The organism is Prevotella nigrescens (assembly GCF_031191185.1).
Taxonomy (GTDB): Bacteria; Bacteroidota; Bacteroidia; order Bacteroidales; family Bacteroidaceae; genus Prevotella; species Prevotella nigrescens.
Window position 1 is genome coordinate 1,887,589 of sequence record NZ_CP133465.1, and the last position, 25,478, is coordinate 1,913,066.

The 25,478-nt window shown below is 43.0% G+C and carries 22 protein-coding genes and 1 pseudogene; 15 read left to right on the forward strand and 8 right to left on the reverse strand.

From position 1 onward, the window contains the following. Positions 1–114: 114 nt before the first annotated feature. Positions 115–2,421, reverse strand: coding sequence for a TonB-dependent receptor domain-containing protein (locus tag RDV52_RS10270; protein ID WP_004365638.1), 2,307 nt, complete (start codon positions 2,419–2,421; stop codon positions 115–117). Positions 2,422–3,253: 832 nt separating this feature from the next. On the opposite strand from RDV52_RS10270, the gene RDV52_RS10275 reads away from it, so the two are divergent. The 15 genes from RDV52_RS10275 (at position 3,254) to RDV52_RS10345 (ending at position 15,334) form a co-directional block, all read left to right on the forward strand. Next, the gene (locus tag RDV52_RS10275; RefSeq protein WP_004363277.1) at positions 3,254–4,132 is read left to right on the forward strand and encodes a cell division protein FtsX; all 879 of its coding nucleotides are present in this window, start codon (positions 3,254–3,256) and stop codon (positions 4,130–4,132) included. Positions 4,133–4,197: 65 nt separating this feature from the next. Further along, positions 4,198–4,440 carry a DUF3098 domain-containing protein gene (locus RDV52_RS10280; protein ID WP_004363276.1) on the forward strand — a complete coding sequence of 81 codons (243 nt, stop codon included), beginning with the start codon at positions 4,198–4,200 and terminating at the stop codon, positions 4,438–4,440. After that, positions 4,440–5,255, forward strand: coding sequence for an undecaprenyl-diphosphate phosphatase (locus RDV52_RS10285; protein WP_004365636.1), 816 nt, complete (start codon positions 4,440–4,442; stop codon positions 5,253–5,255). The genes RDV52_RS10280 and RDV52_RS10285 overlap by 1 nt, the downstream gene beginning before the upstream one ends. A 26-nt stretch (positions 5,256–5,281) precedes the next feature. Next, positions 5,282–5,989, forward strand: a complete 708-nt coding sequence (truB, locus tag RDV52_RS10290) for a tRNA pseudouridine(55) synthase TruB (RefSeq protein WP_004365635.1) — start codon at positions 5,282–5,284, stop codon at positions 5,987–5,989. After that, positions 5,986–7,173: a tRNA preQ1(34) S-adenosylmethionine ribosyltransferase-isomerase QueA gene (queA, locus tag RDV52_RS10295; protein WP_004365634.1), complete on the forward strand. Its 1,188-nt coding sequence runs from the start codon at positions 5,986–5,988 to the stop codon at positions 7,171–7,173. Before truB ends, queA begins: the two co-directional genes overlap by 4 nt. A 17-nt stretch (positions 7,174–7,190) precedes the next feature. Beyond that, positions 7,191–7,616 carry a 2-amino-4-hydroxy-6-hydroxymethyldihydropteridine diphosphokinase gene (gene folK, locus RDV52_RS10300; RefSeq protein WP_023926213.1) on the forward strand — a complete coding sequence of 142 codons (426 nt, stop codon included), beginning with the start codon at positions 7,191–7,193 and terminating at the stop codon, positions 7,614–7,616. A gap of 246 nt (positions 7,617–7,862) precedes the next feature. Next, positions 7,863–8,984, forward strand: a complete 1,122-nt coding sequence (locus tag RDV52_RS10305; protein ID WP_004363271.1) for a DNA polymerase III subunit — start codon at positions 7,863–7,865, stop codon at positions 8,982–8,984. 85 nt (positions 8,985–9,069) lie between these two features. Continuing rightward, positions 9,070–10,344, forward strand: a complete 1,275-nt coding sequence (locus RDV52_RS10310) for a PSP1 domain-containing protein (RefSeq protein ID WP_004365631.1) — start codon at positions 9,070–9,072, stop codon at positions 10,342–10,344. After that, positions 10,337–10,834: a gliding motility lipoprotein GldH gene (locus RDV52_RS10315; protein ID WP_004365629.1), complete on the forward strand. Its 498-nt coding sequence runs from the start codon at positions 10,337–10,339 to the stop codon at positions 10,832–10,834. Before RDV52_RS10310 ends, RDV52_RS10315 begins: the two co-directional genes overlap by 8 nt. Positions 10,835–11,003: 169 nt before the next feature. Further along, positions 11,004–11,867, forward strand: coding sequence for a sigma-70 family RNA polymerase sigma factor (locus RDV52_RS10320; protein WP_004365627.1), 864 nt, complete (start codon positions 11,004–11,006; stop codon positions 11,865–11,867). 7 nt (positions 11,868–11,874) lie between these two features. Further along, on the forward strand, positions 11,875–12,351 hold the full coding sequence (locus RDV52_RS10325; RefSeq protein WP_004364682.1) for a hypothetical protein: 477 nt from the start codon (positions 11,875–11,877) through the stop codon (positions 12,349–12,351). 4 nt (positions 12,352–12,355) lie between these two features. Then, positions 12,356–13,243, forward strand: a complete 888-nt coding sequence (locus RDV52_RS10330) for a hypothetical protein (protein WP_004365625.1) — start codon at positions 12,356–12,358, stop codon at positions 13,241–13,243. Between the two features lie 2 nt (positions 13,244–13,245). After that, complete coding sequence (locus RDV52_RS10335; protein ID WP_004364680.1) at positions 13,246–13,731, forward strand: S24/S26 family peptidase; 486 nt, start codon at positions 13,246–13,248, stop codon at positions 13,729–13,731. 28 nt (positions 13,732–13,759) lie between these two features. Next, positions 13,760–14,152: a PqqD family protein gene (locus RDV52_RS10340; protein WP_004365623.1), complete on the forward strand. Its 393-nt coding sequence runs from the start codon at positions 13,760–13,762 to the stop codon at positions 14,150–14,152. Positions 14,153–14,374: 222 nt separating this feature from the next. After that, positions 14,375–15,334 carry a hypothetical protein gene (locus RDV52_RS10345; protein WP_004365621.1) on the forward strand — a complete coding sequence of 320 codons (960 nt, stop codon included), beginning with the start codon at positions 14,375–14,377 and terminating at the stop codon, positions 15,332–15,334. A gap of 141 nt (positions 15,335–15,475) precedes the next feature. On the opposite strand, the gene RDV52_RS10350 is transcribed toward RDV52_RS10345, so the two are convergent. The 7 genes and pseudogenes from RDV52_RS10350 to RDV52_RS10380 form a co-directional block, all read right to left on the reverse strand. After that, positions 15,476–17,203 carry an ABC transporter ATP-binding protein gene (locus tag RDV52_RS10350; RefSeq protein WP_115098553.1) on the reverse strand — a complete coding sequence of 576 codons (1,728 nt, stop codon included), beginning with the start codon at positions 17,201–17,203 and terminating at the stop codon, positions 15,476–15,478. A gap of 25 nt (positions 17,204–17,228) precedes the next feature. After that, the gene (locus RDV52_RS10355) at positions 17,229–18,983 is read right to left on the reverse strand and encodes an ABC transporter ATP-binding protein (protein WP_004367880.1); all 1,755 of its coding nucleotides are present in this window, start codon (positions 18,981–18,983) and stop codon (positions 17,229–17,231) included. 32 nt (positions 18,984–19,015) lie between these two features. Next, positions 19,016–19,113 (reverse strand): annotated as a pseudogene (locus RDV52_RS10360) (TetR/AcrR family transcriptional regulator); the annotation flags it as partial. Positions 19,114–19,399: 286 nt separating this feature from the next. Beyond that, a complete protein-coding gene (locus RDV52_RS10365; RefSeq protein ID WP_458693517.1) occupies positions 19,400–20,299 on the reverse strand; it encodes an IS256 family transposase, variant Zn-binding type in 900 nt (299 codons plus the stop codon). 341 nt (positions 20,300–20,640) lie between these two features. Further along, on the reverse strand, positions 20,641–21,960 hold the full coding sequence (locus RDV52_RS10370; protein ID WP_004365617.1) for a suppressor of fused domain protein: 1,320 nt from the start codon (positions 21,958–21,960) through the stop codon (positions 20,641–20,643). A gap of 83 nt (positions 21,961–22,043) precedes the next feature. Continuing rightward, on the reverse strand, positions 22,044–22,790 hold the full coding sequence (locus RDV52_RS10375) for a polyprenol monophosphomannose synthase (RefSeq protein ID WP_004365615.1): 747 nt from the start codon (positions 22,788–22,790) through the stop codon (positions 22,044–22,046). 476 nt (positions 22,791–23,266) lie between these two features. Further along, the gene (locus RDV52_RS10380) at positions 23,267–25,429 is read right to left on the reverse strand and encodes an elongation factor G (RefSeq protein WP_004365612.1); all 2,163 of its coding nucleotides are present in this window, start codon (positions 25,427–25,429) and stop codon (positions 23,267–23,269) included. Positions 25,430–25,478 lie beyond the last annotated feature (49 nt).

Sequence of the window (25,478 nt, forward strand, 5' to 3'; positions counted from 1 at the left end):
ACACATTTTTAGCTTAGCATTTGCACAAACCAAAGCATATTTAATTCCGAAAGAAACATTTCTTTCGGAATTGCATAGAACTGCCAATACAGTGTTTTTCTTTCCTTTTTATTCCTACAAACGGTTGATTTCGCTGTTGCCTGCACCCTTTCCTTTATACTTGCTACGTGCTGTATTGAAACTGTAGCGAAGGGTTAGGGTGAAAGATTGTGTATCGCCTTTCAACCATTTGGCAGCTTCAATATCTGGTGTTTTCACTGTCCAACGTTCTCGCGAGGTGTGGAATATGTCCTCCATGCTTAATGCCACCATCAAGCCGAAAGGGAAACTCTTGATTAATGATGCTGATGTCGTGAAGTTCTGTTTATAGTAAAGCAGTCCGTCGTTGCCTGCTGTATATCCCGAAAAGTTCAATGTGGCAGTGTAAGACTTTGGAAATGAAAATAAATTCTTGAAAGAATACTTCGCAATTGGTTTTGTATACTTCATACCATTGTATTCAAGCTGTTGGAAATAAGCCTGAAATGTTACCGACGGTTTCCATATTCCGAATGTTGGAGCATAAGATGCCATAAGATTGAAACTTTGGTAATCAATGTTTATAAATGAATTTAATCGAACCGGTTTGTCTTCTAATACTTCTTCGTAAAACGATATTGCGTTTTTATAAATAATGTAGTTTGAACTCAAGACCAAGTCTTTATAGCGCAGAAGTAACCCCAAGTCGTAGATATTTGCAGGCTGCAAGGACGGATTTCCACCCTCATAGGCATAGCGATTGTTATAAGCTCGGCTGGCTCTTAACTGCATATACGACGGACGTGCAATGATGGAGCGGAGCGATAAAGTAGTTCCGAAACTGCTCTTAGAATAGTTTAAAGAAAGCGTTGGCAATAAGTTGCCGTACTTTTTCGATTGTGCATCTTGTTTAACGCCATTCAATCTATAATCGAAAGCTACCCACTCGTACCGTAATCCAACATTGGTACTCCAATGTTTCCACGCTTTACTGTACTCACTGAATAGTGCCAACGAGTTTTGTTTTGCCTGATTGTCATTCGATGTCAAGGAAGAAGTGTGGTCAGGGTCGGCTAATTCAAAGGTTTGTGTATTGTTGGTGTAAGTGTATTCCTCGCCAAATGTAAACTTACCGATAGGCATTGACTTTGACAACATTACGTTTTCGGCAAACATATCTGTCTTTCGATTGTTCTTGCTGCCAACTGTTGTTGTTTTGTTGTGTTCTATTTCGGTAGTGTTCAAATCGGTTGTAAGGTCGATACGAGCGTAAGTGGCATTCGTTTCCACCTCCCATTTGTTCTTGAAAGTCTTCAAAAGATAGGCTGTTGCATTATGTCTTCCACCATAATTGTTTTGGAAATAATAGCTGTTAAATGTATGATTGCCTTCCAAGTCGGACGATGTTAGCGTAGAATAAAGGTTGAAGGGGATTTTTATGGTGCGAGAATATATATACTTCAGTCCTGCATAAAAGCTGTTATCGAGCGATACATAGTTTGTACCAGCCTGCGAAACAAGATACCTACCCTTGCTATTTTGTTTGTTTGAATTATGCGATACAATCGTTGCCCCCTTGTAATTAAACGCTGCATCGTTGGTTTGCTCCTCGTCTGATTTGTTTTCTTGGTAATAAACAGAGCCGAAAATATCAAATGCTCCCTTGCGGTAGTTGAGTTTAAGAAAATCGTTTTGGGCAAAATTATGGTTTACTTTTCCGTTCCATTGCATTGTCCCCGACCAACCATCGCCTTGTGTACGAATTGTTGTAATGCGTATCACTGCTCCCACATTTGACGGGTAACGGCTACCCGGGTTCATTATTACCTGCACATTTCTTATTTGATTGCCTTTCAACCCTACGAGTTCCGCATTACTTGTTATTTTCCTTCCGTCAAGATAAACAAGCGGTTTACCTTTCCCTAATACGGTGATTGCATTGTCCGAAGCACTAAGGAAAGGCAGCTGGTTGAGTACGTCGGAGAGTGAAGGCAGTTTCGCTAACGCACTGCCTTGTATGGTAGACGTAAGTCCTCCTGCATTCATTGTATAAAGACGCCTGTTGCCTTTCACCACAACTTCAGCCATTTCGTTACTGCTTGGCATTAATATAATGGTGCCTGCATCGGCAGAATGGCAGTCTGAGTATTTTGTTTCGTAGCCCATACACGAAACTCTCAAAATGCCATCAATACTTTTTGTTTCAATGGTAAATACCCCATCAGCTTTGCTTGCTGCACCGCTAATAAACGAAGAGTCGGCTTTTGAAAGCAGACAAACGTTCGCCAATTCAATGGGCGCACCTTGCGTGTCCACAACTTTTCCTTTAATACTTTGCGCCATCATATCTAATGATGTAAAGAAAAACAATAGTAGTAGAGTTGTTTGGGTATTTTTCCTCATCTTATAAGTTGCATTAGTTGTCAGTTGCAAAAGTAATTATATTTCATTAAAATGCCAAATAAACAATAAACAATTTACTATTAAACCGTAATGTATTTAAAAAAAGCACTTTACAATGTTTCTTAACATCGTAGAACAGATAGTTTCTGGATTCAAAAGCGGAGTGTTTGCGTTTTGGACAGTTCGTATTTATTGTTCTGAAATCCAGTAAATGGCGTAATAAATTTAACACAACTGGAAAGGGTGAAATAGAGAAAAAGAAAGCGATAAAAAAGAAACGAATTTATAAAATAGATTGTTTTACTTTGTGAAAGCATAGCTCTTACCGACCCAAAGCGGCTCTTTTGCAGTGCAAAACAGCCGCTTTTGCAAGCCATTTGGGCTATATTTATGCTGAAATTGTGTGCAAAATAAGGCGAAAAACCCTTATTTTGCCATACAAACAAGCTGTATTTGTTGCACAGTACTACCCAATAAGCGTGCAACAGCTTGCTTTTCAGCGGCTTAAAGTAGCACGTAAAAAGAGCGAGAATTTGCAAAAACTTTTGCTGTGGTGCAGAAAAGTGCCCGTAACTTCGGAGCCGAGGCTCGGAAGATTAATAATTCAGTCGCTGATTTAAGGTTTGTTTGCAAACGGAGAATATGCGGCTAAAGGATCTGTCTTGTTTCGTCTTGTTCGGTTGGTAAGGTTGTGTCTTTTTGCTTGGAAAGGGAAGAGGCAATATCAGAATTTTTGTTACGTGTGTAAATAAAATATAAAATCCTTTGTCATTACCTTATTTTACAGTATCTTTGCAACCTAGTTGTGTACATACTTACAAAAGTATTTCAGATGGTGAAAAGACATAAAAAAGTTGGAAAGCCTCATAGTTTACAAATAGTAACACTCTGCATAAGCACGGCAATGGTACTAATCTTAATTGGTATGGTTGTTTTAACGGTGTTTACAGGCCGTAACCTTAGCCAATTCGTAAAGGAAAATCTTACCATAACAATGATTCTTCAGCCTGACATGAGCAACGAAGAGAGTGCGGCGCTGTGCGAACGTGTAGACCAGTTGCATTATATAAGTAGCCTAAACTTTATTTCCAAGGAGGAAGCTCTAAAGGAAGGTACACGAGAGTTGGGAGCCAATCCGGCAGAGTTTGCCGGTGAAAATCCATTCACGGCAGAGATAGAAGTGCGCTTAAAAGCAAATTACGCCAATAACGACTCTATTAAAGCCATCGCTTCACAACTGAAGGCATATAAAGGTGTCTATGAAATTACTTACAGAAAAGATCTTGTTGAAAGTGTTAATCAGAAATTGGGGAAAATAAGTATCGTGTTATTAATCATAGCAGCTCTGCTTACAGTAGTGTCGTTCTCTTTAATTAACAACACTATACGCTTAAGTATATATTCCCGACGCTTCACCATACATACAATGAAATTGGTTGGAGCATCGTGGAATTTCATACGTATGCCTTTCCTGCGGCGAGCAGTGTTGCAAGGCTTCGTGTCTGCGTTGGTCGCAATAATCGTGCTTGGTATTGGAATGTACCTATTGCATAACTACGACCCGGAGATTTCGATAGTTTTGAACACGAATGTTATGGTGGTTACAGCCATCATTATGATGGCTTTTGGTATCCTGATAACGTTCTTCTGTTCATGGCTTTCAGTAAATAAGTTCTTGAGAATGAAAGCAAGTTCCTTGTATAAGATTTAAGAAAATACGTGTTTTTATTGCGTTACATATAGACAGTTAGGTAGCGTTTCATAGATTATAACGAAATGAATAAAAAGAATTTAGCATTTGGTAGAATCAATTTTATAATGTTGGCTATTAGTGTAGCCATCGTTATTTTAGGTTTTATATTAATGAGTGGCAGTGGTTCTACAGAAACAAAGTATGACCCAGAGATATTCAGCACTATGCGTATAAAGATTGCTCCTGTAGTTACCTTTATCGGATTTATATCTATTATTGGGGCAATAATGTATCAACCACGGCATAAAGACGACACAGAGGGATAATGGATTTACTTCAGACGATTATTATAGCCATCGTTGAAGGATTAACAGAGTTCTTGCCAGTCTCTTCAACAGGCCACATGATAATAACTCAACACCTGTTGGGCGTAGAGCAGGGTAATCCCTTTGTCCATGCCTTTACTTTCATCATTCAGTTTGGAGCTATCCTTTCGGTTGTTTGTTTGTATTGGAAGAAGTTCTTTTCTTTTACGTCTGATATGTGGCGACTGTACAAATTACTTGTCATAGGTGTGCTACCCGCTGTTGTTGTAGGCTTGGCAGCCAAGAAAAGCGGCTTGCTCGATTGGTTGTTGGACTCTATTTGGGTGGTAGCCATAACGCTTGTGCTGGGTGGTATCTTTATGTTGTTCTGCGATAAAATATTTAATAAAGGTAGAGAAGAGAACGAAGTAACGCCTAAACGTGCTCTTTCCATAGGTTTGTTCCAATGCCTTTCGGTCATTCCCGGTATGAGCCGCTCTATGTCTACCATTGTTGGTGGCATGGCAAACAAACTTACGCGCAAGAAAGCAGCAGAGTTTTCGTTCTTCCTTGCCGTGCCGACTATGGCGGGCGCAACTATTCTTGACGTGTACGATATGATGAAAGGAGATGTAAAATGGGCTACAAGCGACAACCTTTTCTTATTAGGTGTAGGCTGTGTGGTTTCTTTTGCAGTTGCCATATTTGCTATGAAGTGGTTTGTCAGCTTCCTTACGAAATATGGGTTTAAAGCCTTTGGTTGGTATCGTGTCATCGTTGGTGTTATCCTTTTGGCGATGTTGCTTTCTGGAATGTCGCTGAATATGGTCGATTAACGTTTAAACGCTTCAGTCAGGGACGTATGAATTTCAAGGAAGGTGTGCTTATTCCTATTGACAAACCGTATGGAATAACAAGTTTCAAAGCATTGGCGCACGTGCGCTATCTATGCTCTAAAATACAAGGAGGGCGTGTAAAAATAGGTCATGCCGGTACGCTCGACCCATTGGCTACAGGTGTTCTCATTCTTGCAACAGGCAGAATGACCAAGCAGATAGAAACTTTGCAGACGCATACCAAAGAGTATGTTGCTACAATGCAGTTGGGAGCGACCACACCAAGCTACGATATGGAGCACGAGGAAAACGAAACTTTTCCCACAGAACATATCACAAGAGAGCTGATAGAAACGGCATTGCAGCAGTTTATCGGCAACATTGAGCAGATACCGCCTACTTACAGTGCTGTAAAAGTGAATGGACAACGTGCTTTCGACTATCGTAGAAACGGCGAAGACATCATTCTGAAGCCTAAGAAAATAAGGATAGACGAAATAGAAATTACCCGTTTCGATGCCGAGAAGATGCAACTCACACTGCGAGTTGTTTGCGGCAAGGGTACTTACATACGTGCTTTGGCACGCGATTTGGGTCGTGCCATCAACAGCGGTGCTTATCTTGTTGCACTCCGACGCACCCGTGTAGGTGATATAAAAGTAGAAGAATGTATAAATTACGATCATTTTAAAGAATGGTTGGACGAACAGAATATAGAAATAGTAGATAAATGAAGCTTTCGCAATTTAAATTTAACTTGCCTGAAGAGCAAGTTGCTTTGTATCCACATTCGTCAGAACGAGTATTAAACCGTGCTGATGGAACAAGTCAAGTATTCAAAGTAACGCGTAGAGACGAAGCCCGCTTGATGGTTGTGCATAAGAAATCGGGAACGATTGACATGTACAACAACAAGAAAATAAAGGGTGAGCCTAAGGAAGAAGACTATATCCGCTTTAAAGATGTAGTGAATTATTTTGATGAAGGCGACACCTTTATATTCAACGACACGAAGGTTTTCCCCGCTCGTCTTTATGGAACGAAAGAGAAAACCGATGCCAAAATAGAAGTATTCTTGCTGCGAGAGCTGAACCAAGAGATGCGTTTGTGGGACGTTCTGGTAGAACCTGCCCGCAAAATACGTATCGGAAACAAGCTCTTTTTCGATGAATCAGGAGCTATGGTTGCCGAAGTAATCGACAATACAACTTCGCGTGGTCGTACACTCCGCTTCCTTTACGATTGTTCGCACGAAGAATTCAAGCGCGAACTCTATGCTTTGGGCGAGGCACCACTACCCCGCTACATCATAGACAACCGTCCGAAAGGTGCCGACGAGGATTTTGCGCACGCCGACGCTGACGACTTGGAGAACTTCCAGACGGTGTTTGCAAAGCATGAAGGGGCGGTTACTGCACCTGGAACAAACCTCCACTTCTCCGAACATCTTATGAAGATGATGGAGATAAAAGGCATTCACGCTGCTTACATCACCTTGCATTGCGGCTTGGGCAACTTCCACGACATTGAAGTGGAAGACCTAACGAAGCACAAAATGGATTCCGAGGAAATGCACATCTCTGCCGAGGCTTGCAAAATAGTGAACGAAACGAAAGCTGCCAACCATCGCGTGTGTGCCGTTGGTGCAAGTGTTGTGAAGGCAACGGAAACTGCCGTAGGTACAGACGGTATGTTGAAGGAATACGATGGTTGGACAAACAAGTTCATCTTTCCGCCTTACGACTTCGGTTTGGCAGACTCTATGCTCGTTAATTTCTATCACCCGTATTCTACTTTGCTGATGGAGACAACGGCATTTGGTGGCTACGACCTTATCATGGAGGCTTACGACAAGGCTGTCAAGGCTGGATACAAATTCGGTTGCTTCGGAGATGCATTGCTTATATTGAACGATTAAATTTTGTTTCAAAGTCTTTGGAATCGACAGATACAGGAAAGCATAGGGTGTATCTTGGGTTAGGTTCTAACCTTGGTAACCGTAAGGCTATATTAAATGAAGCCATCTCCTTTATTCAAAGTAGGGTAGGAGAAGTGGTCAAGCAATCTTCATTTCTCGAAACTGAACCTTGGGGATTTGAAAGTCCCAATAAATTCCTTAATGCCTGTATATGTGTGAGTACACAATATGAACCCTATGAAATATTGAGGACCACGCAGGCAATTGAGAAAGATATGGGGCGTAGTCATAAAACTGCTAATCATAAATATCAAGACCGTATTATTGATATTGATATTCTGATGATTGATGACCTTAAAATAGATGATTCAGACCTTAAAGTACCTCATCCGTTAATGAAAGAACGCGACTTTGTCATGATTCCTCTAAAAGAGATTATGTAGCAAACAAGTACTTATTTAGAGGTAGAAAGTTGATGAATGATTAATATTACATAATGGAACAGGAAATTAATTAAAACCGACTATTCTACGAAATTAACCAGCATGAGCGCAAGAACCTTTGCTGAATACTTTATATTTTCGTTTATTATTCGCTTTTATTTATTAACTTTGCAGTCTAAATATTTAAAGAAGAGTTATAAGAGTCTTCAGAACATAGCGAATATTCTATTGTAATAGGAAGTAGAGATGGACTTTTCGGAAGTTATAGGACAAAAAGAAATGAAGCAGCGGCTGCTGAAAATGGCAAACGACAAGCACGTCCCGCATGCTTTACTTTTTTGTGGACCTTACGGTTCAGGCAAAATGGCTTTGGCGATGAGCTTCGCAAGCTATTTGCTTGAGACCTCTTCAACTTCACCGGAAAAGGCAAAAGCTATGCTGAAGAAATGGGAGCACCCTGATCTTCATTTTACTTATCCTACTATAAAATTGCCAAATACAAGTTCAGAGTTCCAGCCAACAAGTAATGATTTTGCAAAAGAATGGCGCAAAATAATAATGGAGGGGGCTTATTTCGATATTCGCAGATGGATGAACGAAATGGGAGCAACAACTCAGCAAGCTATTATAACAGCGGCTGAAAGTGATAATATCTCAAGAAGTCTTGCTCTGAAATCAAGTCAAGGTGGTTATAAGGTTTCCATAATATGGCTACCTGAGCGAATGAATTTGTCTTCAGCAAACAAGATTCTGAAACTTTTGGAAGAACCTACCGAGGGGACTATATTCTTGATGGTGAGCGAAGAGCCAGAGAAATTGTTAGAAACGATAATCAGTCGGACACAACGGATAGACATTAAACGTATAGACGATGCTGACATAGAGAACGCATTGATAGCACAGCGTGGATTGGATATAGACGTTGCTCATCGTATAGCAAGACGCGCCAGAGGAAGTTGGCTGAATGCAATTGATGAATTGAGTAGTAATAATGAAGCTGAAGAATTTCTACAACTCTTCCAACAACTTATGCGAGCATGTTATGCACGTGCCATAAAGGCTTTAAAGCAATGGAGCGAGACTGTAGCTGCATTTGGTAGAGAGAAAGAAAGACGTATGTTGGTCTACTTTCAACAACAAGTGAGGGAGAACTTTATGTTCAATTTCCGTAATCCAGAACTTGTTTACATGTCGTTAGAAGAGGAAGAATTTGCTAAAAAGTTCTCGCGTTTCATAAACGAAAGAAATATAATAGAGATTAATGAACTATTTCAGAAATGCCGTAAAGATATTGGACAGAATGCCAATGGAAAAATAGTATTCTACGATATGGCTCTGAAAATGATAGTTTTACTTTTACGGAAATAAATATTTGTGCATTATAAACAATATATACCCTTGCGTGAGACAATAATAATGATGTTTCAAAGAGGCAAGGTCTCAGAGTTAAGTAATGGATTATAAAAATATGAAATTTAAGATGTGGACAGGTTGCGATCGCGGTTTGTGTCATCGTGGCTGTGGTCATTCAGACAAGCAATTGAACACATATGATTGGCTGGAGGATGTTCCTGAAAACATAAATACAACAAATCTCGTTGAAGTACAGTTTAAGAATACTCGTAAAGGATATTACCATAATGTTAATAATATTGAACTGTGCAAAGGAGACATAGTGGCCGTAGAAGCAAACCCTGGACATGATATAGGTGTAGTTACGCTTACAGGCAGATTGGTGAAGTTGCAGCTTAAGAAAGCTTGTGGTATTAAGTCGCCGGACGATATTAAACGTGTGTACAGAATTGCACGAGAAGCCGACATGGAGAAATATAAGGAGGCCAAAGCAAAGGAACACAGCACGATGATAGAAAGCAGGCAGATAGCAAAAGCATTGAACCTGCAAATGAAAATAGGCGACGTAGAGTATCAAGGCGACGGAAACAAAGCTATATTCTATTATATTGCAGATGAGCGAGTAGACTTCCGACAGCTTATAAAGGATCTTGCAGCAGCGTTTCATGTACGTATAGAAATGAAGCAAATAGGTGCTCGACAGGAGGCTGGCCGCATTGGTGGAACAGGCCCTTGTGGCAGAGAACTTTGTTGTGCTACTTGGATGAAAAGCTTCTCAAGTGTCTCTACTAATGCAGCACGCTGTCAAGACATCTCGTTAAATCCAACAAAACTGGCAGGAATGTGTGCTAAACTAAAGTGTTGTCTAAACTATGAAGTAGATGATTATATAGAAGCAAGCCGGAAGTTGCCTGGAAAAGATATTCATCTACATACTATGGATGCAGAATATTTCTTGTTTAAGACCGATATTCTTAATGGGCTTTGTACGTATTCTACCGATAAGAATCTGGCTGTTAATCTTGAAACAATTCCCGTAGAACGTGCCAAAGAAATAATAGAAATGAATCGTCTGGGAGAAAAACCGCTGTCATTATTGAATAACGGACAGGCAAGACCTGTTAAAAAGCCCATAGACTTATTGGCAGAAGCTGACCTGAGCCGTTTCGATAAAGACAAGACTTATAAGAAAAGTGCCCGTCGAAATGGCAAACGGAATGGACAACTCAGAAATCAGGAACGTAACCAGCAAAATGCAGACACGAACGGACAGAATGGGCAATCACGTCAGCGACGAAATGGAAAGTCTAATTATCAATCAGCACAACAAAGAAATCAGCAACAAAAAAGTACAAACGGAAATAGGAATGAATAGGAAGGGATATCCCTTTTTGAATTTAGTTATACTTGTCATCACAGTGATGGGCATGGTTGCATGCAACGATGCTCGTATATACGACAAGTATAGAGCTTTACCCATTGATGGTTGGGTACGCGCCGACACCGTTACTTTCAAGATTCCACGTCAGAAAGAAGGAATGTATAGTATGGATTTAGGAATGCGAGTCTTTCAGAATTATCCTTATAAAAGTATTACGCTCATAGTGGAACGCACAGTTATACGTATGCAACATAAGAAACAAGTAAAACGAAGTTATCAAGATACAATAGTGTGTAATATTATAGATAATGAAGGAAGATTAGTAGGGAAACGGGGAATAACCACAAGCGAACTCGAGCAACGTATTGCTATTTTCCCATTGCAAAGAAACGATTCTCTTAAAATATCCATTTATCACATTATGAGTAAAGAACAACTTCCCGGAATAAGCGATGTTGGAATACAAATACTTAGGAGGAAATAGACAAAGTGGAGTTATCTAAAGTGCTAACAAACTATTCTGTTCTGTAATGAAGAAAATAACAAGAGGAGTTGTCTAAATTGGTGAAAAAGCATAGATTATTCTATATTTCTTTGTCTAACTCATTGTTTTTATGTACATTTGTCCACCCTAATGTCAATCCACCTTATAGATGAGACAACTGAAAATCACTCAATCGATTACAAATCGAGAAAGTACGGCACTCGAGAAATACCTTCAAGATATAAGTCATGAAGGTCTTGTAAGTGTAGAAGAAGAGATAGAATTAGCACGGAAGATAAAGAAAGGCGATGTAAAAGCTCTCGAAAAACTAACGAAAGCCAACTTGCGTTTTGTTGTTTCTGTTGCAAAGCAGTATCAGAACCAAGGATTGTCGCTCCCTGATTTAATCAATGAAGGAAATCTCGGACTAATAAAAGCTGCGAAAAAGTATGACGAGACACGAGGGTTTAAGTTTATCTCGTATGCAGTGTGGTGGATTAGACAAAGTATAATGCAAGCCATTTCCGAACAAAGTAGAATAGTTAGGGTACCAATAAACCAAATGGGCGTGATACATAAAATGCGTAAAGTTGTGCAACAATTCGAGCAAGAGTATCAACGTTTACCCAGCATCGACGAGATAGCGGAACAAATAGATTTGCCAAAAGAAAAGATTGTAGAAATAATGTCTATGATAACGAAAAAAATATCTATGGACGCTCCAATCTCTACGAACGACGATGGAAATCTACTTGATGTATTACCGAACAAAAACTCTCCGTCTGCCGATGAAGATTTATTGGAAGAAGGATTAAAGAAAGAAATAGAGCGACTATTGGTGTCACTTTCAGAACGTGAACAAATTATTCTAAGAGGATATTTTGGTATTAACCAACGAGAAATGTCGCTCGAAGAAATTGGAGAACAAACTGGACTGACACGCGAACGTGTCAGACAATTAAAGGAAAAGGCTATAAAGCGTCTGCGCTGCAATGCAATAGGAGACTCATTAAAAGGATATTTAGGAAAATAAAAAGAATATGAAATACTGGAAATTTGTTTTTATAACTTTAATGCTATTTGGCTTGACAACAACCATAACAGCAAAGGAAGCTTACAAGGCTGCAAAAGTCTATATGTTCGGCTTTTCAGAATCGTTCAACGATTCTACTGTAAACTTCACCGATATACAGGCAATAGATGCTTTCGTAGAAAACAACCATACACACTTCTTGATAAACCGCGACGAGTATTCTTACCAGTTGCGTTATTATATTGAAAGCCGACAACTTAATAGCTACCCCACTTGTATTGTGGTTTATGCGTTTACTGAGAAAGAAGCCATGAAGAAGTATATAAAGTTGCAAGAACGATATACGAAAAAGGCAAAACAAAAATATATTGTTAATGCTATCCCATCATCGCAATTCCATTTTAAGACAGTTTTACCCGATGAATTGCGGAAAGAACTGATACGACAACGAGACGAAACAGAAGAAAAAGTAGAAAAGTCATAACTACATGCAAGCACATAACTTTAGGGTTGCCGAGCTAAACATCCGCATTGTCTTTGTTGATAGCGAGAAAAATAATATTAAATTATTGCCTTCGTTTCTTCCGTTCAGCGTAGAAGCGTCTGCCAACGACTTGTTTTTCCAATTAACCGTAGACGATAGCCTAAGACCAGTATCTAAAGAACAACGGAGAACCATTCGTAACTTCGATACAGGGAATGGCGATACAATTGTTGATAGATTGGAAGATGGAGGATATCAATATATTATAAAGGATATAACAGGTGCAGAATGCTGTTTATTAATCACTAACAAGGACTTCACAAACTGTTCTTGCGCACTCAATGGAGACTACAATATGCGTAGTTTTGGTTTAAACAATGCGCTTATGTTGATATTTGCTTTCGCAGGAGCACATAGGCAAACGTTGTTGATGCATGCTTCGTTAGTACGCAACAACAATTATGGATATGCGTTTATTGCAAAAAGCGGAACAGGTAAATCTACTCAAGTTAGTATGTGGTTAAGATTTATAGCAGGATCCGATCTTATGAACGACGATAATCCCATTATTCGTTTTATCGACAACGAATTCTGGATTTTCGGAAGTCCGTGGAGTGGTAAAACGCCATGTTATAGAAATGTAAAGGCTAAACTCGGTGCGATAACACGTATAGACCGAGCTTCTAACAATTCTATGGAAAAACTTCCACCCATTCAGGCTTTCGCCTCATTGCTCCCATCGTGCTCAAGCATGAAGTGGGACACTGATATTTACAATGCCGTTTGCGACATTATAACTAAATTGGTAGAAACAACAAATATCTATACATTGCATTGCTTGCCAAATAAAGAAGCGGCAGAAGTGTGTTATGCAACCATTAGTAAAGTCTGATAATGTCCACAATTACTCCAGAAACAGCTAAGATACAATTCGAAAATGCAGTGTTTTTACCAGAGATTGTAAAGATGCTGAACGAAGGGCATACCGTTACACTTACACTGAAAGGCTACTCTATGCGCCCGTTCCTGGAAGATGGTCGCGATAAGGCTCTTTTTGTAAAACCTTCAACTGTAGCTGTCGGCGACCCTGTTTTAGCAGAGATAGCCCCACAACACTATGTACTACACCGCATTATACGCATGGAAGGCGAAAACGTTACACTGCTGGGCGATGGCAATCTTTCTATGGAGCACTGTCTGAAGTCTGATGTAGTGGGAGCCGTTATCGGGTTTTACAGGAAAGGACGAAAGACATTAGACCGTACCGATGGTTGGAAATGGCGTTCTTATAGCTTTGTATGGACAAGGCTTTATCCCATACGGCGCTACCTGTTGGGAATATATAGACGAATATGGATACCCATCTTCGGAGTCATTTGAGTAGAATAATTCAATAAAATAACAATAGATGAAGACAAAAGTAGGTTTTAACTTGCGACAAGTATGTGGCGAAAATATTATTGTAGCCGAAGGAGAAGAGAATATAGACTTCAGTAATATCATATCGATGAACGAAAGTTCGGCATTTCTTTGGCGTGAAGCACAAAAGTTAGACAACTTTACTGTAGCCGATTTAGTGAAAATTCTTACATCTGAATACGAGGTTGACGAAGCTACCGCCACTGCCGATGTACTTAAACTAACCAATCAGTGGGGAGTGGCAGGTATTCTTGAAGGCGACGACATTCCCGTTCTCAAAGTAGAAAAAAACGAAAACGAACCTGCCGACACGCCCACAGAAGCCACAGTAAAGAAAGAAGAAAAAGAAAAGAAAGGTTTCTTTAAACGGCTTTTCAAATAATACGCTATACACTACATCTCTACGAATACTCAATTCATGCTGTGGACACTCCGTAGAGTGCAGGTATCCGATTCATCGTGTCAAAAAGTTTATCTTTTTATTTCTTTTACATACATTGATGCACTTATTTGTATTATTGCTTTGGTATAAAATAAAAATATATTACCTTTGGGACGCTAAAAACAAATTAAAGATAAAGTAACAAACTTAAATCCTATAATTATGAATAAAATTTTCTGTTCACTATTAACTATCGTGATAGCTTTATGTTTTGCAAGTTGCGAAAAGGCTATATTAAACAACGGTAAAGAAGTAGGAAAGAGTAAAAGTAAATTTAAAACTATTTCGCTCAGAATAAACGAAGAGATTACGACTTCTGAAGCTCCTTTATTTAGTATGTATGGTACGCGTGGAACGAAAAAGAAGTTGTATGGTATTAATGTTTATCAGAAGAGAGCCAAAAGCAATTCGTATTCTAAATATGCATACGGATTGTTTGACGACCCTTCAAAGATTAGTATTGTTTTGAATGAGAACTGTCTCTATCGTTTCGAATGTTTAATTGTTGAAGAAGGCGAAGATGGTGTTTATCTTTCAGCAGATGGTTATATGGAACCTTTTGTTACAACTAACAAGAAACCTACGATGGGCACCAATTCATTTACAAAGTCAAGTTCGGTTTGTTTTGCTTTTCCACCACAAGGGCAAACAACCATTACAGGGAATAAACAAGTGTGGTACCCTAAACTGATTAAACAATATGGTACACTAACAGATTTCGACCCTAAGACCTCTGATGTAGTATCTATAAAGGTAAAACGAGCCGTATTCGGACTGCATCTAACTATTGTGCCACCCGAAGATGGAACACTCGAAATTAAATACTTTGACGATTATCAAGTAACTATAAAAGATACAGATCCTACTTTCGACCATCAGGCAGTTTATTCTTTTACCCAAACAGCGAACGCAATAGAAGATTCGTATAGTGGAGAGTTTAATTTCGAAGTAAAATGGATTAGAGGTGATGGAACAATAAAGAATGAAACCAAAAAGGTTGTTTTGAAACGTAACGTAATGACAACTCTAAAGATTGTTGTTAAAAAACCAACTCCTTCGAGTGTTGCTATTGAAGAAGAAAGTAGCGAAATGACGAATGAGAACGTAGATTGGACAATTTAAGAATAACCTAACTTCTATTTTGAAAAAGAAGAGGGTGTGTCAAAATAGACACATCCTCATGAGAGCAATCACCATACACGACGTAAGCCATATACTGTTGCTGTTTGCCATAATCCTTTGCGAGCGATTGGTGTAGGGGTATCATTGCCATTTTTCTTGTTGCAGGCGAACCATGTGGGCGAACTCGCCGTTGCGAGCCAACAGCTCGTCGGGCGTGCCCTGTTCGCTCACCGTACCGCCGCTAAGCACCACGATGTGGTCGGCATTGCGGACGGTGCGCATACGGTGGGCGATGATGATAACAGTCTTGTTGCGCACCAGTTCGGAGATGCCCGCTTGTATTTTCGTCTCGTTCTCGGCATCAAGGCTTGCGGTGGCTTCGTCGAGAAGTATGATAGGGGCATTCTTCAGCAGGGCGCGGGCAATGGAAATGCGCTGCCGCTCGCCACCCGAAAGGGTTTCGCCGTTTTCTCCGATAACGGTATCGTAACCTTGCGGCATTCGGCTGATGAAGTCGTCGCACTGTGCCAGTCGGGCAACGTGGCGCACTTCCTCGTCGGTGGCGTTGCGCTTGCCGATTCGGATATTGTCGGCAATAGAGGCATTGAACAGCAATACGTCCTGAAAAACAATGGAATAGTGTTTCAGCAGCGTTTCAGGGTCAATCTTCGAGATGTCGTTTCCACCCACAAGAATTTGTCCTTCGGCGATGTCCCAAAAGCGTGCGGCGAGCTTGGCAGTAGTGCTTTTGCCCCCACCCGATGGTCCCACAAGGGCGGTAACGGTGCCTTGGCGTGCCGTGAACGAAACATTGTGCAGCACTTGCTTCTCGGTTTCGTAGGCAAAACTTACGTTGCGGAACTCGATGTCGTAGTTTTCGAGTTGTACGGCTGCACTTCCCTCCTGCGTGGGCATACCTTCTATTTCCTTCATACGGTTGATGCGCACGTCGAGGAAGGAGAGAAGGGCAAGGTAGTTGCACACTTCGATAATGGGATTGTAGACCATTGCCGATGCCAAGAGGTAAGCCAAGTAGGTGAATACCGACACTTCGCCCTGCTGCAACAGCCACGCTCCCACCAATATAACGGTGGGCATACCGAGCTTGAGCAGCATTCCGGCGAGGTTGAGGAAGACTCCTGCCACGAGTTCGCCGCGCACCAGCTCGCGTTCGTAGCCCTTCAGCCGCTTGTCGAAGCTGCGGCAGTATGCCTGTTCGCCACTGTACGACCTTATTTCCTGCATACATTCCAGCCCTTCCTGTATCTGTTCGGTTACGCCACGCTTCACTTTATAGTGCTGAACGAAGGCTTTGTGGAGCTGACGGCGCGACAGCAGCAGGGTGGTTACGGCGAGCGGAACAACCCAAAATAGGGCTAAAGCCAAGTGCCAGTTGTAAGAGAACATACCCACGCCGATGATGACGACGCTCAGAGCCGACGCAAACAGCTGGGGGACAGCGTGCGAGAAGGTTTGCTCGAGCATCGTGCAGTCTTCCATCACGGTAGAGGTGAGGTCGGAAAGGTTGCGTTCGCCGAAGAAAGCAAGGGGCAGTCGGCGCAGCTTTTCTGCCACTCCGATGCGGCGTTGCGCACTCTCGTTGTAGACGGTGGTGTAGGTGCTGTCGTACTGTCGGAGGGCTATGAAGAACATAAGCACTGCCAAGAGCACTGCCACAAGCACATAGAACCACAGCGTGTGCGGCTCGGTGGAGGGCTTGGCGTCGATGTATTCCATGAGGAAGAAGAACAAATAGGTGGGCGGCAGCATCAATGCGATGTTCATCAATGTAGAGCAGGCGATGCCTTTCCGCAAGTCTTTCGCTCCTTTTTCGGTGAGGGCGAACCGTTGTTGAAGATATTTTATCATAATCTTGTGTCCTTTCTGTTTAGGTTTATAGTTTCCATGCCACCGACTTTTGGTATTCGTTCCACATCTTATAATATAATGTGGCTTGCTCCATGAGCTGTTGGTGCGTGCCCTGTTCGGCTATTCTGCCATTGTCTACCACGACAATGTTGTCGGCATCCTGCACGGTGGTCAGCCGGTGGGCTATCATGAGCACGGTCTTTCCGCAAGTCAGATGGGCAAATGCCTGCCTGATAAGGTGCTCGTTTTCGGGGTCGGCAAAGGCAGTAGCTTCGTCGAGCACCACGATGGGCGCATCTTTCAGAATGGCACGGGCAAGCACTATGCGCTGCTGTTCGCCGCCAGAGAGGTACGTTCCCTCCGCTCCTATCACAGTATTCAGCCCCTGTGGCAGCCGCTCGATGATTTCCCGACTCTGCGAAAGGTCTACGGCACGGTTCACCTGCTCGATGGTTGCATCGGGATTGCCGTAGCGTATGTTCTCCAAAATGGAGGTCTTGAACAGTCGGGTGTTCTGAAACACGAACGACACGTTGCGCATCAGCGTTGCCTTATCCATGTGCCGAACGTCCACACCGCCTATTTTCAAACTGCCTTCGCGCACGTCCCAGAAGCGTGGAATAAGTCTTGCGATGGTTGTCTTGCCGCTTCCAGATGCTCCAACCAGCGCAACGGTCTTGCCTTGCGGTATGTCGAGGTCGATGTGGCTTACGGCATCGCGCTCCGCCGCTTCGTATCGGAACGACACATTGCGCAGACTGACGTCGAAGGCTGCCGCTTTCTCGGGCTTGGAACTCTCTGGAAGCGGTGGCGTGGCGGTGAGTTTCTCCAATCGGTCTACTGCTTCGTTTGCCAGAAAGAGGTTCTGACTGAGGTGCATGGCTTTCATTACGTTGGCTGCAATGATGGGTGCGATGAGCACATACAGCACCATATCGGAAACGATGATGGCAGTCTCGCCGCCGTGCCCTATCAGTATGATGCCCGTAGGCACAAGCAGAAAGGCGAAAGCATTGATGGCTATGGTGTAGGCAGACATGGGCGTGCGCCACAGAAGGGTGTACCTGATGACGAGGTCGCGGTAGTTGATGATGCTGTCGTGAAAGCGTTTGAACGAGAATACCGTCTGTTGGAAGACCTTCACGACGGGTATTCCGCGCACGTATTCCACGGCTTCGGCACTCATTTTCTCCTGTGCGTCGAGGTACATACGCTGGAAATCGTTGTTCTTAGGGTTCATCATGTAGCCCATGATACCGAAGGCGCACACTATCGGCACCATTGCGGCAATGCCCAACTGCCAGTCTACGGCAAGCAGAAGCACTATGATGCCTATCGGAGCCACCACGCTGCCTGCCACATCGGGCAGTATGTGTGCCACGAAAGTGTGGGTCTGGCTCGAATCTTCGTCTATTATCTTGCGCATGCGCCCCGTGTTCTGCGTGTCGAAAAAGCCCAACGGAACACGCATCAGCCGTTCCATGGCAGTGCGCCGCATATTGGTTTCGATGCGGAAAGCGGAAAGATGCGAGAGCATGAGGGCGGCGAAATAGAGCAGAACATTCGCCACCGACACCACGAACGCCGCAATGGCATAGTCCCATACGGGCGTATCGGCAAGGTCTCCGTCGGCAGTGAGCAGCGTGCGCACCACCAACCACAGGAAAATAAAGGGTACGAGCGACAGCAGTCCGTTCACTGCCGACAGCACAACCGAGCAGGGCAGCAACGGCTTGCGCCCTCCCATGTAACGTCCTAAGCGTTTCAGTATTCTTATCATCTTCTTCTATATATGTTAAAAGGTTTTTGTTTCTACGGTTTCATCAGCTCTCTCCACCCTGCCATACTGTAAGCGGCACAAGTTCGCAGAAGATGTTCACCCACATGGAACTCACAATATGTAGAAAGAAAGCGAGATGTTGCCCTTCAGTGTTTGCATTGCAGATAGGAATTGTTAATAATGAACGTTGTTTTATTTTGTTCATAAAAAACGCACCATTCAGGAAAGAATGGTGCGTTTTATTCAATGGGATTTCGTCTCCATATGATATATGACTTTCATTTTTAATCATGCGCTGAATTTTATTTAGTGCAAAAATACTAAGGATATCACAATTGTAGGCGTAATGGACATTTGGTAGGCTGAAAACCTCTCGTATTTTAGTAATGGACATTTGGTAGGCTGGTAATTCCAGCCTACTTTTTTATATTCAGGAACCCATCTATGAACTTCTTTTTATTAACCTCCTTCATTCCATTATGATTACGCAGTGCCTTTTTAAGTTGTGAGTTGAATCCTTCCAATAGATTTGTTGTATTGGGTATCTCTAATTCAGGATATTCTTCATACGTATAGAGCCATTTAAGGTGTGTCTTTACCGAACGCCTTGCACTTCTCAGCCTTCTATGTGTATAGGTTGTCTTGCCTGAGATTAGTAGAGTTCGTTCATCAAGGAACTCTTTCCATTCGTCACACCATTTATCAAAGCCTGATGTGAATTCTTCTTTCCCAATAGAGAACATGCTTCTCATTAATGCCAGCAGCTCGATGCCTGCTGGCAAATGCGGATTGTTGGTAAGAAGCCTTCTGACTATCTGCAACTGATGGAATTGACACATCTGCACAGGGCAGGATGTTACAGCTTGTAAAAGCCCGATATGTCCATCACACACCACTGCCTTTATCCGAGTTCCACCCTCCTTAATGCATCTGAGTCCCTCAAGGTATTCCTTGTTGGTCTCGTTCCTGACAAACCTACGATGAAGTATCCTGCCTGATGCGGCATCTTGAAAGAGCATCACACCAAAGGTCTTGGGGAAGTAGGTCGTGTCCAGTATTATTGTTGCAGATTCAGGATAGATGGGAGTGAAGCTGTCTGCCACTGAACTTAGCCTACGGCGTATGGTTCTTTCTGAGCATTTGTGAAGAGTGGAAAGCTCAGAAATAGTTCGCTTCTCGGTCAGATAGTCACTCCATAAACACACATTGTCTATACGCTGACCACTTTGAAATTGCCTGCCACAATCCCTGCAAAAGTACATTTGGACATTACGCCGATGACCATTCTTTTTAACATTTGAACTGTTACAGAATATACAGTTTTTTATTCATAAGCTTTCAAATGCTGCAAAGGTAATAAATAAAGGACATTTGAGAGGTTTCAGCCTACCAAATGTCCATTACGCCCAATTGTACAATACCCAAAAATTAGTATTTTGCAACAAACACTTCAACTACATATTGTGAAATAGAATATGAAACGTTTCTGTTATACAAAATTAATCTCCTTTATAATTCTTTTCAGCGATTATAACAGCGTTACAGGAACAAATTCATCTGCGTTGAAATCAGCATAGCACCACAGAACGAAAAAGAACGACCTGCTTATATCAAAAGAAATATTGCTGTGTTTTCGGTTTGGGCGAACGGCAATTATCTACTTCTGTTGTGGGTACATTGTTACGACGTTTGCACCCTTTATATGGCGTTCAAAGTGCGAGATAAGTGCTTCTGAATATTGTTTGTGTTTCACGTCCATAGGTTCGTCGTCCAACTGAACAGCGTCTATGCCCATATATTTCTTCATAAAGTCGGCAGCAGAACGCTGACTTATATAGTCGGATTCTTCAATGGTGATGGGCACAACTTGGTGGAACTGAATGGTGCGGCCGCCTATATTGGCAAACACTTCGTTGGGTACATCGGGCAGCGGACATAGCATCAGCACGGCAAAGAAGTCGGTGGAAGCATCGAACGAGAGTTCTTCGCTGTCGCTGTCATTGTAGCTCAGCGTATCGCCCAGCTGAAACTGGAAGTTGTAATAGGTGTATTGCACCACATCGCGCAGCAAGTGGAGATACCAATAGTTGCTGTCTTTGCTCAAATCGGCATCGGTTACGTTCCAGTCGGGCGGCAGATACATAACGTATTCAAAGTGTTCCACCACAAAGCCATCGGTGTATTTGGTTTCGTCGAAAGTTGTTTCGCCATTGTCTAACCGCTTGTAATACTCCTCGTTGGGCACACGAATGGCTCCTGCGCCGACAGTGCAGAGCGTCCAGTAGTTGTGTTGCTTGGTGGGTGGAATACCGACAATGTCGATGGGAAAGCCTTCGCCGTCGGTATCGTGCAGCACCGCGTCAATCTTTCCGAAGCGTTCTTGTACGAAGTTTCTTACTTCTGCGTACTCTTCAGCGCCGTAATGAGGTAAGGGTTTGTCCTCGTCGGCTTTCTTTTCCAACTGCATATACGATACGATGTTGCCCAAAATGCGTTCGGGTTCGTCTGAAAAAAGGTAGACAACGCCTATATCTGTCTTGTCTTTCGTTTCGATATAAATGTATTTCTGCGCCAACCATATATCCTTAATCAGCGAGAATGGCGTGGTAAGATAGCGTGCCTGAATGCCGTCGTCTGTGGTTATCGACACCGAAATGCCATCTTCATCAATGCGATAGGTGTTGAGTTGTAATGCTTTGTAGAGCTTTCTGTAGAAGTAAAAATAGTAAGCAAGAATACAGAAGAGTACAATAGGTATGCTTATTATAGCAAGTCTGGTGTCTTTTTCTAAATAAACCAAAGGTAATATAAGCAGGAAAAGCCACGACGCAAACATCTTTGTTGGGTGCTGCACCCATAGTCCGCCAACGGCACGAGGTACGAACCACCACACCGACTTGTCGCAATGGCTCGCAACTGGTTCGGGATTATCGTGTATTAGCAACTTTAAGGCTTCATCTCTTGTAATATGCTTCATCGTGAAAACAACGAAATAGGGTTGTTATTAAACGTATAAAAGAACGCCTCCGAGGTGAAAGCGTTCTTTTACTATGCTGTTATTTAATTTTTAATGGGGGGATATTTCCTGAACCAACCGTCCATTCTTAAACGCATCACACCAAAAAAGGCTTCGGAGAATATGCCTCCACTCATCTTGCTTGTGCCTTCTCGGCGGTTTACAAAGATAACGGGCACTTCCTTTATCTTGAACCCTATCTTGTGCGCCGTGTACTTCATTTCTATTTGGAAGGCATAGCCCTTGAAGCGAACTTCGTCGAGCGGAATGGTTTCGAGCACCTTGCGGCGATAGCATACAAAGCCTGCCGTGGTGTCGTGGACGTGAAATCCGGTTACGAAACGTACATACTTGCTGGCAAAATAGCTCATCAGGACACGTCCGATGGGCCAGTTCACAACGTTTACGCCGCTGACATAGCGTGAGCCAACCGCTACATCGAAGCCCTCGTCGTGCGTAGCTGCATACAGTCGAGGCAGGTCGTTAGGGTCGTGACTGAAGTCGGCATCCATCTCGAAGATGTAGTCGTAGCCGTGTTCCAAAGCCCAATGGAAGCCACATATATAGGCTGTTCCAAGTCCTAACTTGCCCGAACGCTCAATGATGAACAAACGGTCGGCAAATTCCTCCTTGATTAATCGGTGAGCAATCTGTGCCGTTCCGTCGGGGCTTCCGTCGTCGATGACTAAGATATGGAAACACTTTTCCAAACCGAAAACGGCTCGGATAATCTTCTCCATATTCTCTTTTTCGTTGTATGTAGGGATTATTACTATGCTGTCGCTTGTCATACGTAAATATTTTCTTTACTGCAAAAGTAAGACAAATATCCGAATATCCCAAATGTTAGAAACGGTTTGCGCATAAAAGGTTGTTAAAAGAGAAAGCACAAGCCTATTGTACGGGAAAGGCAGCGTGGGGTTTTCCGACTCTGTTTTCAGATGTCTGGGCGGGTATGATGTCATATTTAAACGGATATGATATCATCTTCTAAGAAATATGACGTCATATTCGGACAAATATGACGTCATTTCCGAGCAAATATGACGTCATATTTTGTGAAATATGACGTCATATTTTTCACCACATCATATCATATTGAAACACAGCACATTACAGACGCGCTTTTTCTACATGGAACATTGCTCGGTAACGGCGTTGAAACTGGGGTGAAATTACCCTTAAAAACGAAGAGCCGACACGCTGTACGGCATGTCGGCTCTTGCTATTTTTATGTGTTTTGCAAATGCAAAAATGTTCTTTCTGTCTATTCTTCTTCGTCCTTGACCTCTGCTTCGTGTTCAGCAATGAGGGTCTGCTGGAGTTCGTTAGGCACGAGTTCGTAGCTTGAGAACTTGGTGGTGAAACTTGCACGGCCACCTGTCAGCGAACTCAGAGAGATGCTGTAGCTTGCCAATTCCTTCAACGGAATCTTGGCTTGCAGCTTCTGGTAGCCCGCTTCGCTGTCCATTCCCATTATCATAGCACGGCGTCCTTGCAAGTCGCTCATTACGTCGCCCATGTAATCGCCTGGCACATACACTTCCAAATCGTAGATTGGCTCGAGAATTTTCGGTCCTGCAATCTTGAAAGCATCAGAGAATGCGTGGCGCGCAGCAAGCGTAAACGAAAGTTCGTTAGAGTCTACTGGGTGCATCTTACCGTCGTAAACAACCACTCGCACGTCGCGGGCGTAGCTTCCGGTCAATGGTCCACGCTCCATACAGTCCATGATACCTTTCAGAATGGCTGGCATAAAGCGGGTGTCGATGGCTCCGCCAACAACAGAATTGATGAATACGAGCTTGCCGCCCCAAGGCAAAGTTTTCTCTTCTTTGCCTTTGATATTCATCTTGAACTCCTGTCCGTTGAACTTATACACTGTTGGGTCGGGCATTCCTTCTGCGTATGGCTCTACGATGAGGTGCACTTCGCCGAACTGTCCTGCGCCACCGCTCTGCTTCTTGTGGCGATATTCAGCCTTTGCCTGCTTGGTAATGGTTTCACGGTAAGGTATGCGTGCTTCCTTGAATACGGTTTGAAGTTTCTCGTTGTTCTCCAAACGCCACTTCAAAGTACGCAAGTGGAACTCGCCTTGTCCCTTCACAATGGTCTGGCGCAACTCTTTGCTTTGCTCGATAATCCACGTTGGGTCTTCTTGGCGCATCTTCAACAAGGCAGCCATGAGCTTTTCGGTTTCCTGAGAGTTCACCGCCTCGATGGCACGCATATATTTCGGGTTGGGATACTTGATGAAATCGAAGTGCTGCTCTACACCCTTACCGTTCAATGTATTGCCTGTCTTGACGTCTTTCAGCTTCACCGTACAGCCTATATCGCCTGCATTGAGTTGCTCGACGGGGATACGGTTGGAACCCGCACAAGCAAACAGTTGGCCAATGCGTTCCTTTGAGCCTCTGTCTGCGTTGGTCAAGTCGTCGCCAACCTTGATAGAGCCACTCATTACCTTGAAGTAGCTTACCTCACCGATATGCGGTTCAACGGCAGTCTTGAAGAAATAAACAGATTCTGCGCCGTTTGGGTCGGGTGCAACTTCCTCGCCGCGTGTGTTATGCACCTTCGGCATCTCGCTGACGAAAGGCACAACGTTGCCCAAGAATTCCATCAGACGGCGCACACCCATATCTTTTCCGGCACAAACGCAGAACACCGGGAAGATGCTGCGTGCCACAAGACCCTTGCGAATGCCCTCGCGCATTTCGTCTTCGGTAAGCGTTTCGGTCTCGAAGAACTTCTCCATCAGCGTTTCGTCGTTCTCGGCAGCAGCCTCGACCAACGCTTTGTGCAGCTCCATCGCCTTGTCCATTTCCTCGGCAGGTATCTCTTCGATGATAGGAGAACCGCCTTCGGGTTTCCAACTGTACTTCTTCATCAGCAAGACATCAATGATGCTGTTGAAGCCTGCACCCGTTGCGGTTGGATATTGTATCTGTACACACTTTGAACCATAGATTTCCTTCATGCTGTTCATCACGTTGTCGAAGTCGCATTTATCGGAATCTAATTGATTGACTAAGAAGATTACAGGTTTCTTCAACTTCTCTGTATAGCGGAAGTTGTTTTGTGTTCCTACTTCAGGGCCGTACTGTCCGTTTATAAGTATAACGGCTTGGTCGGTAACGTTCAGTGCCGTTATCGCTCCGCCCACGAAGTCGTCGCTTCCCGGACAATCAATTATGTTTAACTTCTTATTGTTCCACTCAACATGAAAAACAGTAGAAAATACTGAGTAGCCATATTCTTGTTCTACTGGAAAATAGTCGCAAACTGTGTTTTTAGCTTCCACTGTGCCACGGCGTTTGATAATACCCGCGCCAAATAACATACTTTCGGCAAGAGTAGTCTTGCCGCTACCCGCACTGCCAAGCAATGCAATGTTCTTGATTTCGTTTGTCTGATATACTCTCATAACCACGATAGATTTAAAAAGGCTGTTTCTAAAAGGTCTACACGCAGGC